Origin of the sequence: Pedobacter ginsengisoli (assembly GCF_030244015.1) — a bacterium.
In the GTDB taxonomy this organism is placed as follows: Bacteria; Bacteroidota; Bacteroidia; order Sphingobacteriales; family Sphingobacteriaceae; genus Pedobacter; species Pedobacter ginsengisoli.
Map to the genome: position 1 here is coordinate 694,979 of NZ_JASSYX010000002.1, position 22,300 is coordinate 717,278.

Genomic DNA, 22,300 nt, shown 5'->3' on the forward strand with positions numbered 1-22,300 from the left:
TGTTATATTTTTATAAGTTTGCAATTATTCAATTGATACTTCAAAGTTCGATGATCTGAATCGGCCTCACAGCTACTTTTGTTACAGAGAAAAATGATTGACATTATATTTTTTATTTTCATTATCTCATTATAAGCAGAATAGTACATCAATTTATTTTAATAAAATTTCTTTAATTATGATATAAATGCCAGCCACAAGCACAAACCAGCCGAAAGCAGGCTTCAGTTTTTTACTGTCTATCTTAGTTGATAAATAACTGCCTATAAAAATGCCGACTATGGCAATTAGGGTAACAGGGAGAAGAAAAGACCAATTGATGTGATTTTGGCCTAAAGAGAACACAAAACCAGTCAAGGAATTTACAGCAATGATAAGTAATGAAGTTCCAACAGCAGTTTTTATTGGTAGTTTTAAAAGTTTAACCAGCGCTGGGATAATCAAAAAGCCGCCACCCGCGCCAATTAATCCCGTCACCACTCCAACAACCAAGCCTTGCGCAATTATCCAAATATTGCTGGCCGGTTGCCGATCAGTAATTTTTTCTTCTCTATCTTTTTTGATCATACCGTAGGATGCGAAAACCATGAGCAAAGCGAAGAATACCATTAATAAAGTGGACTTTGTCAGTGCAAAATGGCCCATATATATGATGTGCTCTGGAATGGCGGGGAGCATATAATGGCGGGTGAAAAAAATTGCTGCAATAGAGGGCAAACCAAATAATATTGCGGTACTCAGATCTATGAATCCTTTTTTGAAATAAGATGCCGAACCCACCAGACTGGTTGAGCCGACCACAAAGAGGGAATAGGTAGTGGCCAGAACTGTGTCTACAGCAAACAAATAAACCAGTACGGGTACGGTTAGTATACTACCCCCACCACCGATGAGCCCGAGTGAAATACCTATAAGAATTGAAGCCGAATAACCTGTGATTTCCATCGCGTTGATTTAATAATTCAAAAGTAGCTCAAGCGAAATGGCAATACAGTTACTTTAGTTACACAAGATAATTTTGTTTCTGCCGAGTTCAACGATGCCGTTGTCCTCTAATTGTTTAAGCAGCCTGGATACCACTACACGGGCAGTACCAAGTTCGTTGGCCAGTTGCTCGTGGGTAATGGCAATGGTTTTACTATCAGTAAGCTCGGCTTTTTTGCCAAGCAGGTTAAGCAAACGTTCGTCAACTTTTTTAAAGGCAATGGCATTTACTATTTCTAATAGTTCTTCGAATCGTTTATGGTATAAACGGAAAATATAATCCAGCCATTGAGGATATTCTTTGATAAAAAGGGAGACCTTATCGATCGGAAGAAACAGAATTTCCGCATCCTCTTCCACTTCGGCTTTTACTTTGCTGGTCTCGTTATGCATGCCACCTAAAAAAGACATGATACAACTTTCCCCGGCTTTAATATAGTAAAGTAAAATCTCCCTGCCATCTTCTTCCGTTCGGATGACTTTCATGCTTCCCTTAATCACAATCGGAATTGCACGTATGTATGAATTCTCATTTAGTATAATACTGCCAGCTTTAAAATTTTTCCTGATACTGTTCTGGTACAATTTAGCAACTAATTCAGGTGATGACCTGAGCTCTTCAATTTGATCGAGTTTTTCCATGTATTAAAGGTATATATAATGGATAGAATTCGCTTAAACTTCCCATACATCCATGATTGACCCGATTCATTACACGCACATTAGATTCCACTAGGGTACCAAATTTGGACTGCCTACTTCGGTGTGGCGGATTTGCCCGCCGAGGTAACCGGTCCTGGCAGCCAAAGCAAAACAAATGACGGATAAAACCAATATGACAACGGCTATTTTTCTATTAAAAGCCACTAATTTGTTCTTAAAAAACAAGGCGAGAAAGGAAACTACCCATAAAATTCCAAATCCGATAACAGATACTTCAGCAGACTCTTCGTGAGATTCGACCAGGCTTTTTGATATTCCCCGAATGTGTTCCACTGTTTCCTCTGCAGACTCTCCGGTCACGTAGGCGATTAATCCGCCTAAACACGCAACTGAAAATACTAAATAAGAAGCGAATAATGTTTGAGAACTATTTATATAAAGCCCATAAATGAGTAAAAGTATGCCCAAAAAGATACCAAAGATTGGTAAATGGGTAATGATTAAGTGAAGGTGTGTTAAGTCCATGACGATTCTTTTTAATGTGTTTTACATCCATTTTGCGGCAAAACGGTTAAATTCATGCCGAAGCTCATTAATACTTTGTTCCAAAGAAAGATATCGTTCATAGAGTTTGGTCTGCGCTTCATCGGCATTTTCGGATACGAAATAACTGGTCTTTTCTAATTGGTGCGTGATCAGCCTGAGATGCTCATTTATAGTATGGCGCAGTTCATCCATATTGTTCCGCTGAATAATGAGCTGGTTCTGGAAATGTTCTACATTCTTCATTACCTCGATATGGGTATTGTCTTTTGTGATCTCTTCCAGTCTACCCTGGAGGATGTTCATTTCTTCCTTGTAAAACTGAAGTCCGCGCAACGCTTCGTTATGCAGATTCTGAACGTGTTTAATGTTTATCTTTTTCATGACACAAGTTTAAGTAAAGCCAGTTCAGCAATAGCTGATGCAGATCACGGTTATTTTTGATATTGCACAGGAACCAGTATCTGCCGCCTATCGGTTTTTCTGATTTCTCCTCAAAAAGAGCCGCGATCTGACGAAGATCATATTGTTAGATCAGCCAGCTTATAAAATGAAAACTCTCATCGTCTAACTTTGATGTTAAAGTGATAACGATTCCTGATATATAGACAATAACTTGTTATGGTACATGTCCGATTCAACATACATGCGCTGGAAATATGGATATAGCAGCTGCATTTGGCCTGGTCACTAAAAACTGCCGCTCAAATAAAATCCGGCCTTTCCATTTTGATACGCCGGCAGTAAGTTCAAAGCAGACTTATTCCTTCCGGACATGAGTTTTCGTACCTGTGGATACAGCAGATAGGCGAATTTGGTAGATAAGATTCCAAATCCGGCACCAGCCACCACATCACTAAACCAATGCCGGTTGTTGTACATCCTTAAGGCGCCGGTTGCCGTTGCTACAAAGTATCCTGAATAACCCAGCCAGGGATAACGGTGACCATATTCCTGCTTCAGGAATTCTGCTGAAGCAAACACGGTCGCGGTGTGCCCCGAGGGGAACGAATTGAAAACCGAATGATCAGGCCTTTCCCGTTTGGTGATGTCCTTAAGTGCTGTTACCGACCCCGTCATCATTGAGATAGACATAATATAGATTGCAGCGGCATCACCTATCTCATGTTCACCTCTGACCCCTGCTGCCTGCAAACCAAACGCAATGGCGGCCGGCGCAAATTGGAGATAATTGTCTGCGTGAGCAGCAAACAGCGGATGATCCTCCTGGAGTTCATTTTTGGTTGTAAGATCCAGGCTCCTGACCGGGTTTTTCCCCGCCAGAGAGAACAAGCCGTAACCAATTAAGGCGGCCGGAAGCACAAAAGAAGCAACTTTGGGACAATAAGTCTTTTGCGGCAGCGTATCAGCCACCTGGGCATTACAAAACACCGGTGGCCACATCAGCGAAGCAGCTAAGGCCACCCGAAAAAACCGGTTAAACCACCTCGGATGTTCCATGCTATTTTACTTTCAGGTTTAACGAAATGATGTTGGAGGCCAGACCGGTCGATCTGCTGTAATGACCATAACGTAGCTCCAGCATGCTGATCCGGCGCCACCCAAATACCCCTCCTGGCGGGGCCAGCCTGATTCCTGCACCGTAAAAATCACTGCTTAAGCTCGACAGGTCGTAGTCACTGGTAAAATAGGTAGTACCTGGAGTATGCTGCCCGTACCCTGCAAAATAGCGTGTCCCTGTCTGCTTGTTATACCGGTAAAAAGGACTGATGGAAATGAAAGAATTCAGTTTTACAGGGACCTCCAGTTCTGCGGTATGTGCCCTGATTCCCCAGTTGTCCATATAATAACGGTAGAACGACCTGAGCAGGATATGATCGGTAGCGAAGTAATTCAGCCGTGCCGAAACAGGCAGCTTGTACCGTTGATCAGGCAATGTTTCGGCGAGTAAAGAGCCGTCTGTGAAATAATCCCGCTGGTATTTTGTGGCCAGCAATCCCTTTTGGAACGACGGTTCAACCACGATGACTGCCTGAAGTTTCTGATTGATGGCCTGTGAAATTGAAAACGAGGAACTGAATGAATTCCGTGGGCTCGTCCCCTCACTTTTCAATTCACGGTCACCTCCGCTGCGGAGTTCGACAGGCAATATAACTGTCCAGGTATCTAAAAATGCCTGAAGCTTAAAATCAAACTGGGTATTCTTGTCTGCTGATAAGCGGGTCAGATTGAATCCGGCACCAATGGACTGGTAGTCATATTCACCTGAATAGGATCCGGTAAATCCAAAAGAGTTGCCGGTAGATTCATTGGAATGCGTCCAGTTTAACGAAGGATAGATTCTTGTATCTGCACTTGAAGCAGAAGAGATGGTGCTTGGATCTATCTTGTCAGAAGATGCAGAAGAGTAATGGTCAATCCCCAATTCGAACAGGAAAGTATTTTTTTTGCCCATTCTGTTGAATTTAGACATTTGAATGTCAATCGTATTGGCGAAGTCGGTCAGTTTTTCCGTGCCGATACCTCCGGTCACGGCAGAATTGTTGCCGGTCTGGCCATAATAAGCTGAGACCAGGTTGATCTCATCGATCTTAAGTTTACGGCTCTGGTAATTGCCGCTGCCGTCCAGATCAGGTTTTGATTTTATTTGTCCCTGAGCGCCTAATATACCCAGGAAAAGCATGATGACATGCAGATAGATCTTTCTCATGTGATATCAGATTAATTACAGCCGCATCCCCCGCCGCTTTTACCCCCATTGGCCCCGGAGGCACCTTCTCTGTAGAGTTGAAAACTCTGCTCAAACTTTTGCACCTTCCTCGAAGAAAGGCTCATCTCCGCATCATTCAGCTTGCTTTTTTGATAGGGTTTAACGGCCGTACAGGAAGCGAGCGAGGCAATCTGGACCAAAACACACAGCGGCAACAACAACACTTTATTTAAAAATTTCATCATTGGTATTTTATGTTAATATTTTTAGAAGTATAGATCTGGTTGTGATCATCCACGATCACACAAGCTACATTATTCAATTGGTTGATCAGGTCCAGCCCGACCTTTACCCCCATAACAATGACCGGTGTGGCCAGCGCATCTGCAAGTTCAGCGCTTGGACACAAAATGCTGACGCTTTTGACACCCGTAACCGGAAGGCCAGTTTTAGGATCAATGGTATGCGAATATTTTTTACCGTCAATTACCGCATATTTTTCATAGTTTCCGGAAGTTGCTATTGCCATGTTGCTGATGCTCAGTGAAGAGAAAGCCTGATGCTGCTGATCAGGATCTGCAATTCCGATCGTCCAGGGCTTTCCGCCGGGCTGCGTACCCCAGGTCACGAGATCCCCGGCTGCATTTACGATTCCACTTTGTATCCCCCTGTTGGTCATGACCTGCTTTGCCAGGTCCGCAGCATAGCCTTTTCCAATTCCCCCAAACCCGATCCGCATCCCTTTTTTCTTTAGCATTATCGTGCCATTCTCCACGCTGACCACAACATTTTCATAGTTGATCAGTTCCACTGCCTTTAATGCAAGCGCCTGATCAGGCAAAGCCTTCATGTTCACATCAAAGTTCCACAGGCTTTTGTCGATTGAACCGTAAGTGATATCAAATGCACCCTGGGTAATGGATGAGATTTTAAGCGACCGCAGAACCAATCCAATGACTTCCTGATCAACTTTCACCGGCCTGATCCCGGCAAAGCGGTTGATCTCATTGACCTGGCTGTGTTCCTTAAATGTACTCAGCAGTTCTTCAATCCTTCTGACCTCAGCAACAGCTTCCGCAATGGCCAGCTCAGCAGTAACTTTATCCTCACTGACTGCCGTAAACTCAAAACGGTTTCCCATCAGCTTTACAATCTCTCTGTAAGATGCCGCGCTGGTCATGATCTGATTATTTTACCGCAGACTTTGCGAGTTCCTGAACAAATTCTTCAGGACTTTCGTCCGGAAATCCTTCCCAGGTCCTGATCACTTTACCGTTTTCACTGGTCAGAACAGTGAAGGGAAATTTTCCGTCGGGATTGTAACGTTCTGCCAGCGCTTCGTTGAGCCTGGTCTGTTCTGCGGAAAGCCTGTTTTTCTTCTGCCTCGGGAAATCTGCCCGTACCAGTACCAGATGCCTTCCGGCGTAGTCCCCAAAAGCGGCGGTTTCCAAAATTTCCTTTCTTAGCCGGATACATGGGCCGCACCAGTCAGAGCCCGAAAAGTTGATCAGGATCTGCTTATGAGATTCTGCCGCCTGTTTTAAAGCATCGTCAAAATTGCCCATCCATGTCATTGGAGGTGTGAGTAAAAAGAGAAATGAGACCAGCAGTAGTTTCATGATATTTAAAAATAAGACCCCTAAACCGCAGGCAATATCCGGCTCAAATCTGGAGACAATATGAAGTTGAATGTTAAAATTGGTTAACAGCTAAAAGCCCTCATGGTAATGCACTTTTGAAAATGATCTCAAAACAATGCCGGTCACCTGCATACACATAACTGAATCCAAAATGCTGCCGGTTACAGATCTGCTTAAGGATCGACAACCCCAGGCCCGTACCCTCAGAGTTACTGTCCTTATAAAAACGGTTGAATATCTTATTTGCATCCAGAGCTTTGGCAATTCCCGTATTTTTAAAGACAATACCCGTCTGCGACAGCTGAATCTCTATATTCCCGTTTTCGTAATTGTGCCTGATCGAATTGCTCAGCAGGTTATTGACCAATATTTCAAACAATTGCCTGTTTGTTTCCAGATGTACAGGGTTAAGGGTGGTGATCAGGCTTAAGTTCCTGTTTTGGATCAGCTCCTGAAAATAACTCACCCGTTCGACCACCAGTGCAGAAACATCAACATTTTCTGTATCACGAATGAGGTCATTGTCTATTTTTACCAACAGAAGTAAACTCTGGTTGAGTTTTGTTAACCTGGAGGTAGCCTTATAGAGGTCAGCCAGTGTTTCACTTTCTTCCTTTCCAAGCCGGTCTGACTGCAGCATGGTGTCCAGTTTTGAATTGATCACCGCAAGCGGGGTCATCATTTCATGCGACGCATTTTCTGTAAAAAGCCGGACCTCCCGGAAATCCGACCGGATACGGAGTGAAATGTCCAGAATCGCCTGGTTCAGTTCACGAAATTCCTGGACAGGAGTGTCAATTACCTCAAATGGCTTGTCGTGGTTTAAGTTGAAGGTTTTGAGATTGTCCAGTATCTGCCTGAACGGACGCCACAATTTTCTGGTCATAAACCGGTTGACCAGCAACAGTGCGAGCAATAATAGTAAGACTGGAGAAATGATGACCAGCAAAATGCTTTTGATCTGCTCTTCCCGTTCCACTTTAGAAGTTAAAATTAATACCTGGTAATTTGAACCCCTAAAGCTTACTCCGGTCCTAAGGTACCTCGCTGCCTCCCGGATGCGTTTCTTTGGATTAAAAAATAGGGTGTCGGCAAATTTTTTAACCGTATCTGCATGTTTGACTTTCTTGTATTCTATTACCAGGTCATCAAACAAATCTGGCGCGGGGGTAATATTCCGGCTATGCGTAAAATCTCTGACCTCCATTAACTCCTCTACCAGGTGGTTGTCTATTTGTTTGTTGAGGTAAAAGCTCAGGGTACGGTAAAAAAGAAAGCCGATGCAAATCAGCCCGATAGTGCTCACAAATAATAAGATCCTGTTATAACCGGTAAGTAACTTCATTTTTATTGAAATTTATAGCCAACGCCATATATGGAGTGAAAGTAGTCTTTACACCCAGCATCTGTTAATTTCTTCCGGATGTTTTTAATGTGCGTGTAGATGAAATCAAAACTGTCTGCCATATCCGCGTCTTCACCCCAAATGTGTACCGCGGCAGCAGATTTTGAAATTACTTTAGACTTATTGGTCACAAAATATAAAAGAATATCAAACTCCTTTTTTGTCAGATAAGTCTGCTTGTTATTCACTTTTACTTCCTTTGAGATGACATCAATTTCAATCTCATTGAATATCAGCTGGTCATTTCCCTGAAAATTTCTCCTTCGGACAATGGCTGTAATTCTCGCATTAAGTTCTGAAAGATGAAAAGGTTTGACCAGGTAATCGTCTGCCCCGAGGCTCAATCCTTCAACCCGGTGTGCTATCGAATCCCTCGCTGAGATGATCAGTACGCCATCCTGCTTTTTTAGTTTTTTTAGTCTTCTGAGTAATTCTAAACCTTCTCCGTCCGGTAAACCCAGATCCAAAAGAATACAATCATAATCATATATGCTGATCTTTTCAATCGCATTGTCGAAAGTAACCGCGATGTCACAGACGTTTCCCTCAGCAGTCAGATACTGCAGAATACTTCTTCTCAGACTTTCTTCGTCTTCTATGATCAGCAACTTCATCCCGTAAATATCCAATTAAAATCTGAAGACTCTTTGAAGTTAATTGAAAGTCAGTCAACAGATGTGTCGGATTTTTTTGTCATCTGACCATAATATTGAGTGCCTTAACAAGTAGTTATTAATAAAGACTAGATATTAACTGATAAAATACATATAAACACCTGAATTAACTTACCCTTGAGTTACTGTTAGATTACCCTTGGAATACCCTTAAATTACCCAATAGGGTATCCCAACCCTATTCCAAGGGTATTCCAATAGTATTTCAATTATTGATTTTATCTTATATTAAATAATCATCATATCAAAATTATTCAAAACAATGCTGCAATTTAAGTGTTCTCTTCAGTAACGGGCCTGTAGCGCAGGCTTTTGTTTTTATAAACGGAAATGAATTATGGCGGTTACAGAAAACGGCCCTGGCGGTAATCACAGGGGTAAATTGGGCAATGTTGTTTATTACATGCTGAACGGTAAGAACGTATCGCGTGAAATTGGCGTGACCACCAAACCGCCTACCGAGCTGCAGCTAAAATACCGGATGGAAACCAAATTGTGCAGCGGGCTGCTGCGCCGTTTACTGGATTTTATCAATACGGGCTTTGGCATTCAGGCGATAAGGGCCAGGGACAATGCTTTTAACCAGGCGGTTAAATACAACAAGAAGAACATCATCAAAGGCAGCTATCCTGACCTGGAAATTGCCTACGACCAGCTCCTGGTGAGCAAGGGGCCGCTAAAGCCCGCGCAGAACTGGTCGGTGACGCCAATCCCGGTCGGGCTGCAGTACAGCTGGGATACCGACCCGGGGATGCCCTGGCCGGAAGCTACCGATCAGGTGATGATGCTGGCCTGGTTTCCAAAACAGGAAAAAGTTTTCTTTACGCTTTTCGGCAACAGCAGGTTATCCGGAGGCGATGTACTGGAAATATCGCCAAGCCTGCAGGGGGAATACATGGAAACCTACCTGTCCTTTATTGGCGCCAACAGAAAGCAGCTGGCAGACAGCACTTATACGGGGAGTTTTAATGCAGAATCTCCGGAAATCTTACAAATAAATTCCTGATCATGGGCATACAAAAATCGGGGATATTGGGCCCCTTTCGCAATAAAGTAGGGGCGGTGGTTGGCCGCCGTCACCGGGGACAGGACCTGATGACCGGGCTTCCCCGGAAAAGCAATAAACCGGCCACTGCGAAGCAGCTGGAGACACAGCATCTATTTGGCCTGCTGAACAGTTTTTTGAGTGCGATTGACCGGCTGGTGAACACCGGCTTTAAGGCCTTTGTGAAAAACAACAGCCCGGTGAATGCGGCCTTCGCTTATAATTATGACCATGCCTTTGTAAAAGAAGGCAGCGAATACCGGCTCAATTATCCGAAGCTAATGTACAGCAGGGGACATATGGTTAGGCCGGAAGGGGCGCAGGTGGCATCGGACGGGGGAAAGATAGTTTTTAGCTGGCTGCCGCAAAACCAGTCGGCTTATTGCCAGTATACCGATCAGGCCAGTTTCCTGGTATACAATCCGGTAAAGGAAAAGGTGATGATCCGGCCTGGGGCAGTGAACAGGTACGCGCAAAGTTTTGAGGTGGAAATGCCGGCAGACTACCCGGGTGATGCCCTGCATTGCTACATGAGCTTTGCCTCTGCCGATGGGAAGATGCAGGGCGATAGTCTGTATGTTGGTGAGGTTACGGTGGTTTAAGCAATTTGGATCTGTTCATCCATGTAGACCTGCTGAATTGCATTTAACAATTCAATTCCTTCCCTGTAGGGCCTCTGGAATGCCTTTCTTCCGGCAATGATGCCAGTGCCGCCGGCACGCTTGTTGATGACTGCAGTCTTTACTGCCACGCTGAGGTCAGAGCTGCCAAGCGAAGGCCCCCCTGAGTTGATCAGGCCCACGCGCCCCGCAAAACAGTTCATGACCTGATACCTGCAAAGGTCTATCGGATGCGGCGAAGTAAGCGAACTGTACATCCGTTGGTCAAACTTACCATAGTTTTGTCCTTGTGCATTTAATGCGGGATACCCTCCGTTGATGTCCGGTAATTTTTGTTTGATGACGTCAGCGTGCATATTCGCACCCAGATAATTGGCCTGACCAGTCAGATCAGCGGCCGTATGGTAATTTTTTCCATTCTGAATAAAGTGATCGTTTCTCAAATAACACCACAATATTGTGAACATACCCAGTTCATGGGCGTGTTCAAAGGCGCTGGCAATGACTTCAATTTGCCTGGAAGATTCGGCTGAACCAAAATACACCGTTGCACCAATTCCGCAGGCGCCCGCATTCCAGGCATTTCTCACTGAACTGAAAATAACCTGGTCATATTTATTGGGAAAGCTCAGCAGCTCATTGTGGTTTAGTTTAGCGATGAAGGGAATGTGATGTGCATATCTCCTGGATAAAGCTGAGAGAATGGCTGTTGAACTTACTACCGCATTGCAGCCGGCTTCCAGGGCCAGCCTGATGATGTTTTCAGGATCGAAATAGATGGGGTTTGGACAAAATGATGCTCCCGCTGAATGTTCTATGCCCTGGTCTACCGGAAGAATGGACAGGTAGCCGGTTCCGCTGAGCCTGCCTGAATTGAATAGTGTCGTTAAACTGCATATGGTTTTAGTGCTTCTGGAGGAGTTGAGCAAAACCCGCTCTATGAAATCCCGTCCGGGCAGGTTCAGCTGTGATTTAGGGATGGCCTCGCATTGATAACTAAGCAGCGATTGCTGCTGATCGCCAAGCAGGGAGATGAGCTGATTGTGGTCCATATTAAAGGGAGTTATTTTTTTCGGGAATGATCAATAAAGGAATATTGGTTTTACCGGCCATTTTCCGGCTATGACTTGCAGAGAGGATATCCTCCATAAGGCTTCGTTTTCTATGTGTCATGACAAGCAGGTCAATTCGTTCAGCTTCGCAAAGTAATTTTAACTGTTTTTCTACCGGTCCTTTTATCGCGGTCTTAACTGAAACTCTGAGCTGATCAGTAAGCTTTTTGATTCTGGCGGTCAGGTGCTGTTCCAGGGTGTGATCAGGGTTAGGCCTGCGCTGGTCAGCAACACGGAAAAGAAACAGTTCCGCGTTCAGTTTTTCGGCAAATGCGGATACGAGCTCCAGTGTGTCTAAATCGATGTCGCGGCTATCCGACGCAAGGGCTATCTTAGAGATGTTATGGTATGTAGACTCTGCCGGAACTACCAGAACAGGGACTTTTGCGATATCAATAAGCTCAGATACATGATTGCCTAAAAACCATTCTACCAGTCCTTTATTGCTATGAATGCCGACAATCACTATGCCGGGCTGGTACTGCTGAACGAGTTTAAATACAGTGTCTACTACTCTTCCGACTTCTTCGATACAGGTAATGAACGAATGAAAATTCTGATCATTGTCCAGTCCCTCCAGTTTTTTTCTGGTTTGATCCAGGTCATTTTTACTTTCTGAGACCATATGGTCATATCCCGATAAAGGAAGCACAGGTACTTCAAACTGCGGGATCTCGGCTGGAATGTTCATCACATTACAGAGCAGGACATTGGCTTTCAATTGTCTGGCAAGCCGGTAGCCATAAATGACCGCGTTTTCTGCGGTTGCGGAAAAATCGGTCAACAGAAGGATATTTTTCATGAGGAAAACAATTAGATGTGGAGGTATTCAAATAATTTGTACACCAGTACTGCCGGCCAGAAGATGGCTTCAATGATTCCAAGGATACCTGTCCAGAGGGTCTGGGCATGCTGAATGAAATAGATCAGCGCACCAATGACGCCGAACCCATAGATCGCCGAGTGTATCTGTGTTCCGGTTATTGTTGTTTGGGTTTTCATGTGATGAGATTTTGTCATTGAAGAAACCGCCTTAGCTACACTTAAAGCGGTTCCTTTTTGAATTAATTGCTAATTGTAGGCCAGTTCTGGGATTTCGATACTCAGGTGATTTTCCACCGAAGTCACTCCCGGAGCCGCCCATGCAGCGTCAGCGGCGTCATCTCTTTCTGTAAAGGACCTCACTTTTCCGCGCAGGATCACTTTACTGCCTGATACGCTTACATCAATGGCTTTGGCGTCAATACTGGCGTGGCGCTGAAAAGCGGCGCCGATTTTTTCCTCAATGCCATCGGCCGAAACCCTGGGTTTCAGGCTGATGAGGTTAATGACCATTCTAACCCCGGTGAGTGATTCGATTGATCTTTTGGCTTGTGTACGCTGGTAGTCCCACTCTACTTCCCCTTCGAGTTTGACAATGCCGTCTTCCACTTTGATCTTGATCTTTTCTTCCTGAACGGCGGAGTTCCATTTCAAAGCAGTTAGTGCTGCAGCTGCAATTTCGCTGTCGGTCCTGGCGTATAAAGGAGAGGAGCCAACCTGAATGTCTTCTGCGACAGCCTTTACGCCCGAAACACGTTTAGCGGCACGTTCTGCGCTTAGCTTTTTAAGGTAGGTATCTACCTGTCCGGATAACGTAACGACGCCATCTTTGGCAGTTACACCAATTTCGGAGGTCTTTAATCCAGGTTCCCATTTGAGTTCGTCCATTACGTCTTTTTGAATTTGAACATCAGTTTTCATAATCCTTAAAATTTAAATTAATAATTGGTTGATTTTTTCAAAGGCTAATTTCTTGCTGTCTCAGGGATTTTCATATGAGGGTAATTACCCGGACTCATGATCTTCATCAGTTTGTTTTAATCCCTTGGCATTTCTACCTGCCATATTGACGACTGTCATGTGCTAATATGATCATTGTCACTATCTTGCGGGGGTTTTGACTGTAGCTTTGGGTGTTGTTTAATTTAATTATATCACGATGAAAGCAATCGTATACAGCGCCAGGAGAAACGAGAAGGATATATTAATGAAGGCCAATGCTGGCAAGCATGAACTGACCTGGCATACCGCACCGCTTAGTGATGAAACGACCCGCAACGCTGCGGGACATCAGGCCGTTATTGTATTTGTCAATGATGAAGTTTCTTGTTCTGTCATCGCTAAACTTGCTGCCGTTGGAATCAAATACATCCTGACCAGATCTGCCGGAACAGACCACATCGATTACCAGGCGGCTTCCAGACACCAGATTGAGGTAAAGAACGTTTCTGAATATTCTCCTTATGCTGTGGCTGAGCACGCCGTGGCACTCTCGCTTGCGCTGAGCCGCCATTTGATCGAGGCCAGCCGGAATTGTAAAGTTTATGACTTCAGCCTGAACCGGCTTACCGGCTTTAACCTTCATGGTAAGACGGTTGGCATTATCGGTCTGGGCAACATCGGGAAAGTAGCCGGTAAGATCTTTCATGGTTTTGGATGTAAAGTAATTGGTTATGATACAGATCCGGCTGCGGGAGATCCGGAGATCAAAGGTGTGGATTTGGCTGAACTGCTGAAAAAGAGTGACATCATATCCCTGCATGCACCATTGAACGATGCAACCTTTCATATGATCAATAGCGAAAGCATCAATGGCATGAAAGACGGAGTAATGCTCATCAACACCGCAAGGGGAGCTCTGGTCAGTACTGCGGATATTTTGACCGGACTCGATTCAGGGAAAATCGGATACTATGGCGCGGATGTTTATGAGTTTGAAAAGGGATTGTTTTTTGAGGACCATGAGACTGATCAGGTCAGAGACGATCTGTTGACCAGGCTAATGGATCATCCCAATGTGCTGATCACCCCGCACCAGGCTTTTCTCACCATTGAGGCACTCGTTGATATTGCAGCCAAAACTATTCAGCGTCTGGATGAGGGGGAGCACCAACTCAGTCGACTTAAAGTTAAACCGTTAAATCAGGTGTTATGAGAACTTTCATTTATATTTTTGCGTTTCTGCTGGCTGGATTACAGGTTAATGGCCAGGATTCCCGGATTTCTGCTCAGTTGTCGGCTCAGCTGGCCGTTGATGCCAAAGAAACCGGACTGTATTTTCCGCTTTCTGTAAAACGGTTCTACATGAAGAATGGATTTCAGCCAGCCTGGATTAAGTTGCAGGATGGGATGGGTCAGACCTGGCAGGCAATGCTCATGCTGGATTGCGTACTGCAGTTCGGCCTGGCCCATGCCGATTATCACCCTTATGAGTTATCTTATGACAGCCTGCACATCATGATGGAGGAACCAGATAAGCTGGGTCCTGATGTTAAAGCAAGGTTCGACATCGTGCTGACTGATGCGATGATCACCTTCATGAACCACCTCCATTATGGTAAATTTAATCCCGGTTATATTCCTGAAACAATTGATCGCGGCAGGGAGGTCCCTTTTCAGGCAGAAAATAAATTAAGGGAAGTCCTGTTGGAGAGAGATTTGATGACTGCGGTTGCAGATGTACAGCCAAAAAATAAGGAATACCAGGAGTTGCAGGAGTACATGCGCCTGGTTAAAGGACAGTACGTGGGCGATTGTTATGAAACTCCTGAAGCTGATGTGCGGCTTGCCGCTATTAATATGGAGCGCTTGCGCTGGGCAAATTTAGGTGACGCGCCCTATTTGCACATCAATATTCCATCCTATGCGCTCAAGCTGCATGAATCTGATTCTGTTTATGATTTTAAAGTGATTGTCGGCAAGCCGGCAAATCCAACGCCGTCACTGAATAGTGCGATTGGTTATTTTACCACGGCTCCGGACTGGAAAGTGCCGCAGAAAATATTCATACGGGAACTATTGCCTAAAGCGCTGCAGCAAACGAGCTATTTTCAGGATCACAATTATATGGTGTATGATAAAAGTGGCAGCCCTGTAGAGATCAACAGCGTGAAATTAAAAGCAATCAGTAAAAACCCGTCCGGCTATTCCCTGAGGCAATCTTCTGGCTGTGACAATGCCCTGGGTGCGGTGGTTTTCCGTTTTCCAAACAGCTTTGACATTTACCTGCACGACAGCCCTGATCAGAAACTGTTTAACAGGGAAGTCCGGTCGCTGAGTCATGGTTGTATCCGTGTTCAGAAAGCTGCGGAACTTGCTGCATTGCTGTTGCGGTACGACGGTGCCTCAGCTCAGATCCCGCTGATGCGCAGAAATGTGGACCGGTATTTAAGAAGCAACTTTGTGCTTAAAAAACCTGTTCCGATCAAAATCACTTACATTACCTGCGCAATGAAAGATGGGGAACTGGTACGGTATAAGGATATTTACCGTCTGGATAAACTTCTGGAAAATAAACTGTACAATATTCCAGACCAGCTGGCTTTGAACTAATTTATCAATCCAGGGGATAGTGGAACTGCACGGAATCAAAGGCTTGAGTACAGCGGAAGTTTTAGAGATCAAAAAGAATGTCCAAACAGAGAAGACAGCAAAATTGGCCTTTCCTGCATGGGTCCATACCTTAGCGGGCCTGGTAAAAGAACCCATGGTTTTGCTGCTGTTACTCGCTTCGGGGTTTTACCTGAGCAGCGGTCAATGGCAGGATGGTTTATTCCTGGGTATTTCGGTAATTGTTGTGGGTGCAATCTCTATTTTTCAGGATGCCAGGAGCCGAAATGCGCTTGATGGCCTGAAGGTTTTCACGGCTCCCAAGTGCAGGGTGATCAGGGACGGAATGCTCACGGATCTGGATACCGGTGAATTGGTACCGGGAGATGCGATCGTAGTGGAAGAGGGCAGTCTGGTTCCGGCAGATGGAACTATACTGCATGCTAATGATTTTTCTGTGAATGAGTCTGTTTTAACAGGCGAATCCTTGCCGGTATTAAAATCGCAGGATAGCGCGGATCAGCTGGTTTATCAGGGAACATCGGTCACAACAGGACTCGCCATAATAGAGGTTACAGCTACAGGTCAAAGCACACGGCTCAATGCGATCGGGACAAGTATAACGGGCATTGAGATCGAAAAAACGCCACTTGAAATACAAATCAACAGCTTTGTGACAAAGATGGCCATTGCCGGAAGCATTGTTTTTCTTTTTGTCTGGACACTCAATTACCTGCATTCCACTAATTTAAAGGATAGTTTGCTCAAGGCGCTGACCATGGCCATGAGCGTACTGCCCGAAGAAATACCGGTCGCATTCACTACTTTTATGGCGCTGGGTGCCTGGAAACTTATGAAGATGGGTGTTTTGGTGAAGAACATTAAGACTGTCGAGGCGCTGGGCAGTGCAACGGTGATCTGTGTGGACAAAACAGGCACGATTACGCAAAACAAAATGAGTCTGGCCAGTGTCTGGTCGTGGGAATCGGCGGTCTTAACTGATCCTGGTGCGTTGTCCTCGGCGGCTGATATTGCGCTGATCGAAACCGCCATGTGGGCGAGCGAACCGATCCCGTTTGATCCAATGGAAAAAGCCATTCACGAGGAATATTCAAATGTAACTGCGAAAGACAGGCGCGCAGAATTCCGGATGATCCACGAGTATCCTTTATCTGGAAAGCCCCCGATGATGACGCATATTTTTGCTGATAAGGCCGGTCATCAGGTGATCGCCTGTAAAGGTGCTCCGGAAGCGATTTTGGCGGTGTGTGGAATTTCCGGCAATCAACAGGTTTTGCAGGTTATCGAAAGCATGAGCACACATGGTTACCGCGTGCTGGGAGTGGCTGAAGCTTCAGATAAGCTGATTGCATTTCCAGCTATGCAGCAGGAGATCCCTTTTACATTTAAGGGATTGATTTCCTTCTACGATCCGCCGAAAGATAATATTCAGCGGGTACTGGCATCATTTTATAATGCCGGAATAGACGTGAAGATCATCACAGGCGATAATTCTTTGACTTCAGCTGCGATAGCAGAGCAGATCGGTTTCAAAGGCACAGAACAGTCAATTGGAGGAGAAGCGCTTATGCAGCTTACGGATACCGAGCTCTACAATAGTGTCTCTGAACTGCATTTATATACCAGGATGTTTCCGGAGGCAAAACTGAGGGTGGTAAATGCGCTGAAATCCAGAGGTGAAGTAGTAGCGATGACTGGCGACGGTGTGAATGATGCACCAGCGCTTAAAGCGGCACATATCGGCATCGCCATGGGAAAGAAAGGAACTGAGATCGCAAAAGAAGCTGCAACACTAATTTTACTGAAGGATGATCTGCAGGGAATGGTGAAAGCGATTGCGCTCGGAAGACGAATCTATGGGAATTTGAAGAAGGCCATCCGCTATATCATTTCTATACATATTCCTATTATCTTAACTGTTTTTATTCCGCTGGTACTGGGCTGGGTCTATCCAAATTTATTTTCTCCCGTACATATCATCTTCCTGGAGCTGGTAATGGGTCCGACCTGTTCACTGATCTATGAAAATGAACCTATGGAACAAAATACAATGCTGCAAAAACCCAGACCTTTCAGTTCGACGTTTTTCAGCCTCCGGGAGCTTTCAGTCAGCATCATCCAGGGTCTGGTCATCTCATCCTGTGTGCTATTGCTTTACCAGTATGCTGTAAGCAGGCATGCCGATCTGGCTGCTACAAGGTCTATGGTTTTTACAGCCCTTATTTTTGCAAATGTAGCCCTGACCCTGGTCAATCGCTCCTTTTATTATTCTGTGATCACAACGCTGGGTTATAAGAACGACCTTGTGACGCTGATCATCTCCATCACCATTCTGCTGCTGATGGGGTCGCTGTATATTGCGCCGTTAAGCCATTTTTTTGGATTTGCACCGCTTGAGCTGTCTGTTTTGTTAATCAGCGGGGGTACAGGCATATTGTCCGTTCTCTGGTACGAGCTGGTGAAATGGCGGCAGCGAAGGGTTTAAACCCCGTCGCTGAATTCAAACTTTCCGGTTTTTTCTGAAATTTTGATCTGATAAACGATCAGCTCTATTTTAGTTCTCAGATCACTTTCGTTTGAGGTGATTCCATGGGAAGGGTGGCCTGTTGGCGTGGTGGCCAGCGGCATAAGCCTATGGGTAATCCCCTGCATGGCCTGGTGCTTTTTCTCCGGATCTGTAATTTCTTCGTAAGTACCCCATAGTATGGCACTTTGCCAGCGGAATAATATGCTGGTGATGTCGTCTACCTGGAAACATACTTCCGGATTTTTGCGCATCATTTCAATCTTCTTGCCCGGAGCCGAGTGTGCATAAATTGTGGAATTTTTATAAAAATAGTTGATGGGGACGATGTACGCTTTGCCATCAGCAACACAGCCCAGGCGCCCTGTTACCTGACGGGTAACAAGTTCATCAATTTGGGTTTCAGTAAGTACACCTAACATATGACTTTGATTTTATTTAAATAAAGCATAAAGTTACCCGGAATCGGTTATAAGAAATTGACAGTGGTCTGTTTTTGTCGTGATCCTGATCACATGAGATACGGGGTGCTATTGTGCTTAATCAATATTCCTATCTTTGAGGGATATAAAAAGTGTGAGGGAGTTCCAGGTATCAGCAATTACCAATGATATGAAAAAGAAGGTTTTTTAAATGCGCATAGGGGTTGTATTTTCGGGTGGAGGTGCCAGGGGCATCGCCCATCTTGGTGGATTACAGGCGCTGGAAGAATTAGGCATTCGTCCGGCGATGATTTCCGGAGTAAGTGCCGGTGCATTGATCGGCGCATTGTACGCTGCGGGGAAATCCCCGATGGAAATATTAGAAATGATTAAGCAACAGTCCCATTCCAGCCTGGCCGCTCCTGCTGATGCAAATGAAATCATAATGATGCTTGCTGGCATAGCCCATGATCTCACGGTCTGCATAAGTTCCGTTTTTAGCCACGCAATGCCGCTCCGCAACTGCAAGTCCCAGGCTTTTATAGAGCTCGGTTACAAACTTATTCAGTTTCTTCAGCGCCTGTGTTGATTCACTTTTTTCAAATGAAACAAAGGAGGCATTACTCCAGCTTGTTGGTCTTAAAATATGATAAGAATGGAAAAAAGTCAGGCTGTCTCTGCAGCTGTTTATATAATTCCTCTACATCAGTCAGGTGACAGAGTTCCGTGCCCGGACTAAGTGTAGCGGCAGTGCCGCTGGCGATTCCGTATCTGAAAGCCTCTGCAATGTCTTCGCCCTTTGCCAGCAATGTAACGATGCCCGCAACCATGCTGTCACCTGCGCCAACGGTGCTTTTCACGTTTACGGTTGGTGGACTGAGCTTCAAGATTTGGTCGGCCGTGACCAATATGGCTCCCCGGGCACCAAGAGAAACGACTACCGCCTGGCAGTTACCAGATTTCACCAGGGCTTGTGCAGCAGCGACAATTTCCTCTTCCGATGAAAGTTCTTTCCCGGTCAGTGCGCTAAGTTCCCTTAAGTTCGGCTTGATTAAGTAAACACCTGCTGCAACGGCCATGCGCAGCGCTTCTCCAGAGGTGTCCACAACCAACTTCGCTCTTCTATGTTTCGCCATTTTTGCCAGTTCCTCAAAAATGTTTACCGGAATTCCTTTTGGAAGGCTTCCACTTACCACGAGATAGTCCATTTCTGGTATCGCGGTTATAGAGGCCAGACATTGCTGCCACTCTGAGGTGCGGATTTCAGGCCCCGGCATTCCAAAACGGTACTGCTGGCCCGATTTGGTTTCAAAAACCACCATATTCTCTCTGGTCTGAGCGTTGGTTTGGGTAACTAAACATTTAATCCTTTCTTTTTCCAGTAGCTCATTGAAGTAATTTCCCGTATAACCACCCGCCAGGTAAGCGGCCGTGACATGACCGCCGAGTCTGGAGGCGGCCCGTGCTACATTGATGCCGCCTCCCCCAGGCTGGTAAACAGGAGTGGTGCAGCTTAGTTTCTTTTCCGGAATCAGTTCCGCAACTGTCGTGCTTTTGTCTATTGCCGGGTTAAACGTTACAGTTATAATTTTTTTCATATGCCTATTTTTCTATAACGATAATCGTGTATTATGATTTAATTTTGATGAGGTAAAACCCTTCGTAAATAAAGAACGATGCCATCAGTGCAATTGGGATGTGCAGGAAATAAACCGGTGGAACAAAGATGAGTTGAACCAGTAGCCAGCTTATTAATATCATTCCCTCACTAAGCAGTAGCCAGGAGGATTTCTTATGTCCGATGCGAATAAATGCCGCTGTCAGTAAGCTAAGGATGCCGATCAGGCAAAAAAGCACAATGCCGGGAATGCGGTAATCGCCGAAGGGCGAATTCGCAAGTAGGCTGGCAGAAAGTCCGAGAACGGAACCATCAGGATGGAGTACCAATGACCAGCCGCCCATTACTGCGCTGATCCCATTTAGCAGCAGTAAGAATATTAAAATCGATTTTAGGAACTTTTTCAATCTTTGTTAATGTTGTTTTTCCAAAGTTCTTCAATATTGATCGGCTAGAAGATGATTCAGGGCGTCTGTGAAGTTGATGCTGGTCACTTAAAAGCGTGCCTGTGCTCATTGTTATGCCATAGCTAAACTCACATCTTTAGGAACTTAATTGTAGAATGATGAATGGCGTTATATTAAAATCACTTGGAGCCGCTGAAACTGTTACCGGATCCAAACATTTACTGCAGACCCCTGAATTTAACTTGCTGGTCGATTGCGGGCTGTTTCAGGGTATAAAAGAACTGAGGCTGCAAAACTGGAACCCATTAACGATCAATGCCTGGGAAATTGATGCAGTCATCCTGACCCATGCCCATCTGGATCATTGCGGTTATATTCCCGTGTTGATAAAAAACGGATTTAAAGGTAAAATATACATGACTGCCCCAACCGCCGCACTGACAGAACTGATCCTGCTCGACAGTGCCAAGCTGCAGGAGGAAGATGCAGAGAATGCCAATCAGCATCATTATTCGAGGCATCACCCGGCCAAACCACTATATACAGAAATGGACGCCAGAAAAGCTTTTAAATTCTTCGTTGTTTGCCCTGAGAAAACACAGATAAAGTTGAACGAGGATGTAGAATTTCGTTTTCAGCTAAGTGGGCATATCATTGGGGCCAGTTCTGTTGAGATCACCTGCTATGGAAGGAAGATTGTGTTTTCCGGAGATATCGGTCGCAATCACAGTGCTATTCTGCCGCCTCCGGATTTCTATAGTCAGGCAGATTATGTGGTTATGGAATCAACCTATGGTGACCGTCTTCACGGTGATATGGATCCTTACCAGGAACTGGAATACTGGATCAACCATACACTAAAAAAAGGAGGCAACATCATCATTCCTAGTTTCGCTGTAGGCAGGGCGCAGGAACTCATCTATATGCTGAACCTTTTAAAAGCGCAGCACCGCATCCCTATGGACCTGCCTGTGATTATGGACAGCCCGATGGCTGCTTCAGCTACTGATATAATAGTTCATTATGCTGATGATTATACGACCATCAGTAAAAATGACTGGTTGGAAATGCTTCGGCATGTCAGGGTCAACAGAGAGTACAGCAATACATCAGGCTTCATTGCTGACAAGCGAAGCAAAATAATTATCGCCGGCAGCGGGATGTTAACCGGAGGGCGCGTGCTGGAGTATTTGAAGCATTATGTCGGAGATGCCAAACATACCGTGCTGATTATTGGTTTTCAGGCCGAAGGCACAAGAGGGCGGGCTCTGCTGAATAAATCTCATGAGTTAAAGATTCACGGAAGATATTACCCGGTGCGGGCCACAACAGTTGAATTGCTGGGTCTTTCTGCGCATGCGGATCAGTCAGAACTGATTGGCTGGATAAAGAAATACGATAAGGGATTAAAACAAGTTTTCCTGGTTCACGGAGAGCCATCAGCTCAGGAAGCCCTGAGGGTCAAAATTTCTTATGAATGTCATCTGCCTGTTAAAATTATGAAACAAAATCAGCAGGTCGTGCTATTTACTATAGAAGACGAATCGCCGATTCCGGCAACCCCACTGTCAGATAATTAG

Annotated in this window: 25 protein-coding genes; 7 read left to right on the forward strand and 18 right to left on the reverse strand. The window is 45.1% G+C overall.

What is annotated here, in order from left to right; translation table 11 throughout:
- Positions 1 to 153 precede the first annotated feature (153 nt).
- The 11 genes from QEP08_RS10090 to QEP08_RS10140 form a co-directional block, all read right to left on the reverse strand.
- Entirely contained in the window at positions 154 to 945 is a 792-nt protein-coding gene (locus tag QEP08_RS10090; RefSeq protein WP_285057598.1) for a sulfite exporter TauE/SafE family protein, read from the reverse strand.
- A 54-nt stretch (positions 946 to 999) separates the two neighbouring features.
- Positions 1,000 to 1,626, reverse strand: coding sequence for a Crp/Fnr family transcriptional regulator (locus QEP08_RS10095; protein WP_285057599.1), 627 nt, complete (start codon positions 1,624 to 1,626; stop codon positions 1,000 to 1,002).
- A gap of 90 nt (positions 1,627 to 1,716) precedes the next feature.
- Positions 1,717 to 2,172 (reverse strand): DUF2231 domain-containing protein, encoded by a 456-nt coding sequence (locus QEP08_RS10100; protein WP_285057600.1) that lies wholly within the window; start codon positions 2,170 to 2,172, stop codon positions 1,717 to 1,719.
- A gap of 21 nt (positions 2,173 to 2,193) precedes the next feature.
- Positions 2,194 to 2,574, reverse strand: a complete 381-nt coding sequence (locus QEP08_RS10105; RefSeq protein ID WP_285057601.1) for a hypothetical protein — start codon at positions 2,572 to 2,574, stop codon at positions 2,194 to 2,196.
- A gap of 306 nt (positions 2,575 to 2,880) precedes the next feature.
- Complete coding sequence (locus tag QEP08_RS10110) at positions 2,881 to 3,651, reverse strand: phosphatase PAP2 family protein (RefSeq protein WP_285057602.1); 771 nt, start codon at positions 3,649 to 3,651, stop codon at positions 2,881 to 2,883.
- Between the two features lies 1 nt (position 3,652).
- Positions 3,653 to 4,861 (reverse strand): DUF3570 domain-containing protein, encoded by a 1,209-nt coding sequence (locus tag QEP08_RS10115; protein ID WP_285057603.1) that lies wholly within the window; start codon positions 4,859 to 4,861, stop codon positions 3,653 to 3,655.
- A gap of 11 nt (positions 4,862 to 4,872) precedes the next feature.
- On the reverse strand, positions 4,873 to 5,106 hold the full coding sequence (locus QEP08_RS10120) for a DUF4266 domain-containing protein (RefSeq protein WP_349019030.1): 234 nt from the start codon (positions 5,104 to 5,106) through the stop codon (positions 4,873 to 4,875).
- Positions 5,103 to 6,041, reverse strand: a complete 939-nt coding sequence (locus QEP08_RS10125; RefSeq protein ID WP_285057604.1) for an FAD:protein FMN transferase — start codon at positions 6,039 to 6,041, stop codon at positions 5,103 to 5,105. Before QEP08_RS10125 ends, QEP08_RS10120 begins: the two co-directional genes overlap by 4 nt.
- Before the next feature lie 7 nt (positions 6,042 to 6,048).
- Positions 6,049 to 6,480, reverse strand: coding sequence for a thioredoxin family protein (locus tag QEP08_RS10130; RefSeq protein ID WP_285057605.1), 432 nt, complete (start codon positions 6,478 to 6,480; stop codon positions 6,049 to 6,051).
- Positions 6,481 to 6,580: 100 nt separating this feature from the next.
- Positions 6,581 to 7,846, reverse strand: a complete 1,266-nt coding sequence (locus QEP08_RS10135) for a sensor histidine kinase (RefSeq protein ID WP_285057606.1) — start codon at positions 7,844 to 7,846, stop codon at positions 6,581 to 6,583.
- 2 nt (positions 7,847 to 7,848) lie between these two features.
- The gene (locus QEP08_RS10140; protein ID WP_285057607.1) at positions 7,849 to 8,520 is read right to left on the reverse strand and encodes a response regulator transcription factor; all 672 of its coding nucleotides are present in this window, start codon (positions 8,518 to 8,520) and stop codon (positions 7,849 to 7,851) included.
- Between the two features lie 397 nt (positions 8,521 to 8,917).
- Between QEP08_RS10140 and QEP08_RS10145 the strand changes: the two genes are divergently transcribed.
- Positions 8,918 to 9,586, forward strand: a complete 669-nt coding sequence (locus QEP08_RS10145) for a DUF6266 family protein (protein WP_285057608.1) — start codon at positions 8,918 to 8,920, stop codon at positions 9,584 to 9,586.
- Positions 9,587 to 9,588: 2 nt separating this feature from the next.
- Positions 9,589 to 10,227 (forward strand): DUF6266 family protein, encoded by a 639-nt coding sequence (locus tag QEP08_RS10150; RefSeq protein WP_285057609.1) that lies wholly within the window; start codon positions 9,589 to 9,591, stop codon positions 10,225 to 10,227.
- Here QEP08_RS10150 and QEP08_RS10155 read toward each other — a convergent pair.
- From QEP08_RS10155 to QEP08_RS10170, 4 genes are all read right to left on the reverse strand, one after another.
- On the reverse strand, positions 10,224 to 11,297 hold the full coding sequence (locus tag QEP08_RS10155; protein ID WP_285057610.1) for a class I fructose-bisphosphate aldolase: 1,074 nt from the start codon (positions 11,295 to 11,297) through the stop codon (positions 10,224 to 10,226). The genes QEP08_RS10150 and QEP08_RS10155 overlap by 4 nt on opposite strands.
- Position 11,298: 1 nt before the next feature.
- Positions 11,299 to 12,159: a universal stress protein gene (locus QEP08_RS10160; RefSeq protein ID WP_285057611.1), complete on the reverse strand. Its 861-nt coding sequence runs from the start codon at positions 12,157 to 12,159 to the stop codon at positions 11,299 to 11,301.
- Between the two features lie 11 nt (positions 12,160 to 12,170).
- On the reverse strand, positions 12,171 to 12,359 hold the full coding sequence (locus tag QEP08_RS10165; RefSeq protein WP_285057612.1) for a hypothetical protein: 189 nt from the start codon (positions 12,357 to 12,359) through the stop codon (positions 12,171 to 12,173).
- Between the two features lie 69 nt (positions 12,360 to 12,428).
- A complete protein-coding gene (locus tag QEP08_RS10170) occupies positions 12,429 to 13,100 on the reverse strand; it encodes a BON domain-containing protein (protein WP_285057613.1) in 672 nt (223 codons plus the stop codon).
- A 238-nt stretch (positions 13,101 to 13,338) separates the two neighbouring features.
- Between QEP08_RS10170 and QEP08_RS10175 the strand changes: the two genes are divergently transcribed.
- Genes QEP08_RS10175 through QEP08_RS10185 form a run of 3 tightly spaced genes read left to right on the forward strand, consistent with a single transcriptional unit; the run spans position 13,339 to position 18,234 of the window.
- Positions 13,339 to 14,334 (forward strand): 2-hydroxyacid dehydrogenase, encoded by a 996-nt coding sequence (locus tag QEP08_RS10175; RefSeq protein WP_285057614.1) that lies wholly within the window; start codon positions 13,339 to 13,341, stop codon positions 14,332 to 14,334.
- The gene (locus QEP08_RS10180) at positions 14,331 to 15,731 is read left to right on the forward strand and encodes a L,D-transpeptidase scaffold domain-containing protein (RefSeq protein ID WP_285057615.1); all 1,401 of its coding nucleotides are present in this window, start codon (positions 14,331 to 14,333) and stop codon (positions 15,729 to 15,731) included. Before QEP08_RS10175 ends, QEP08_RS10180 begins: the two co-directional genes overlap by 4 nt.
- Positions 15,732 to 15,750: 19 nt before the next feature.
- Complete coding sequence (locus tag QEP08_RS10185) at positions 15,751 to 18,234, forward strand: cation-translocating P-type ATPase (protein WP_285057616.1); 2,484 nt, start codon at positions 15,751 to 15,753, stop codon at positions 18,232 to 18,234.
- Here the strand turns inward: QEP08_RS10185 and QEP08_RS10190 are convergent.
- Positions 18,231 to 18,695 carry a pyridoxamine 5'-phosphate oxidase family protein gene (locus QEP08_RS10190; RefSeq protein ID WP_285057617.1) on the reverse strand — a complete coding sequence of 155 codons (465 nt, stop codon included), beginning with the start codon at positions 18,693 to 18,695 and terminating at the stop codon, positions 18,231 to 18,233. The genes QEP08_RS10185 and QEP08_RS10190 overlap by 4 nt on opposite strands.
- Before the next feature lie 211 nt (positions 18,696 to 18,906).
- Here QEP08_RS10190 and QEP08_RS10195 point away from each other — a divergent pair, with 211 nt between their 5' ends.
- The gene (locus tag QEP08_RS10195; protein ID WP_285057618.1) at positions 18,907 to 19,284 is read left to right on the forward strand and encodes a patatin-like phospholipase family protein; all 378 of its coding nucleotides are present in this window, start codon (positions 18,907 to 18,909) and stop codon (positions 19,282 to 19,284) included.
- 31 nt (positions 19,285 to 19,315) lie between these two features.
- On the opposite strand, the gene pfkB is transcribed toward QEP08_RS10195, so the two are convergent.
- Both pfkB and QEP08_RS10205 read right to left on the reverse strand, forming a co-directional pair.
- Positions 19,316 to 20,293, reverse strand: coding sequence for a 1-phosphofructokinase (gene pfkB / locus QEP08_RS10200; RefSeq protein WP_285057619.1), 978 nt, complete (start codon positions 20,291 to 20,293; stop codon positions 19,316 to 19,318).
- A 31-nt stretch (positions 20,294 to 20,324) separates the two neighbouring features.
- Complete coding sequence (locus tag QEP08_RS10205) at positions 20,325 to 20,720, reverse strand: hypothetical protein (protein WP_285057620.1); 396 nt, start codon at positions 20,718 to 20,720, stop codon at positions 20,325 to 20,327.
- Positions 20,721 to 20,875: 155 nt separating this feature from the next.
- Here QEP08_RS10205 and QEP08_RS10210 point away from each other — a divergent pair, with 155 nt between their 5' ends.
- Positions 20,876 to 22,300: an MBL fold metallo-hydrolase RNA specificity domain-containing protein gene (locus QEP08_RS10210; protein WP_285057621.1), complete on the forward strand. Its 1,425-nt coding sequence runs from the start codon at positions 20,876 to 20,878 to the stop codon at positions 22,298 to 22,300.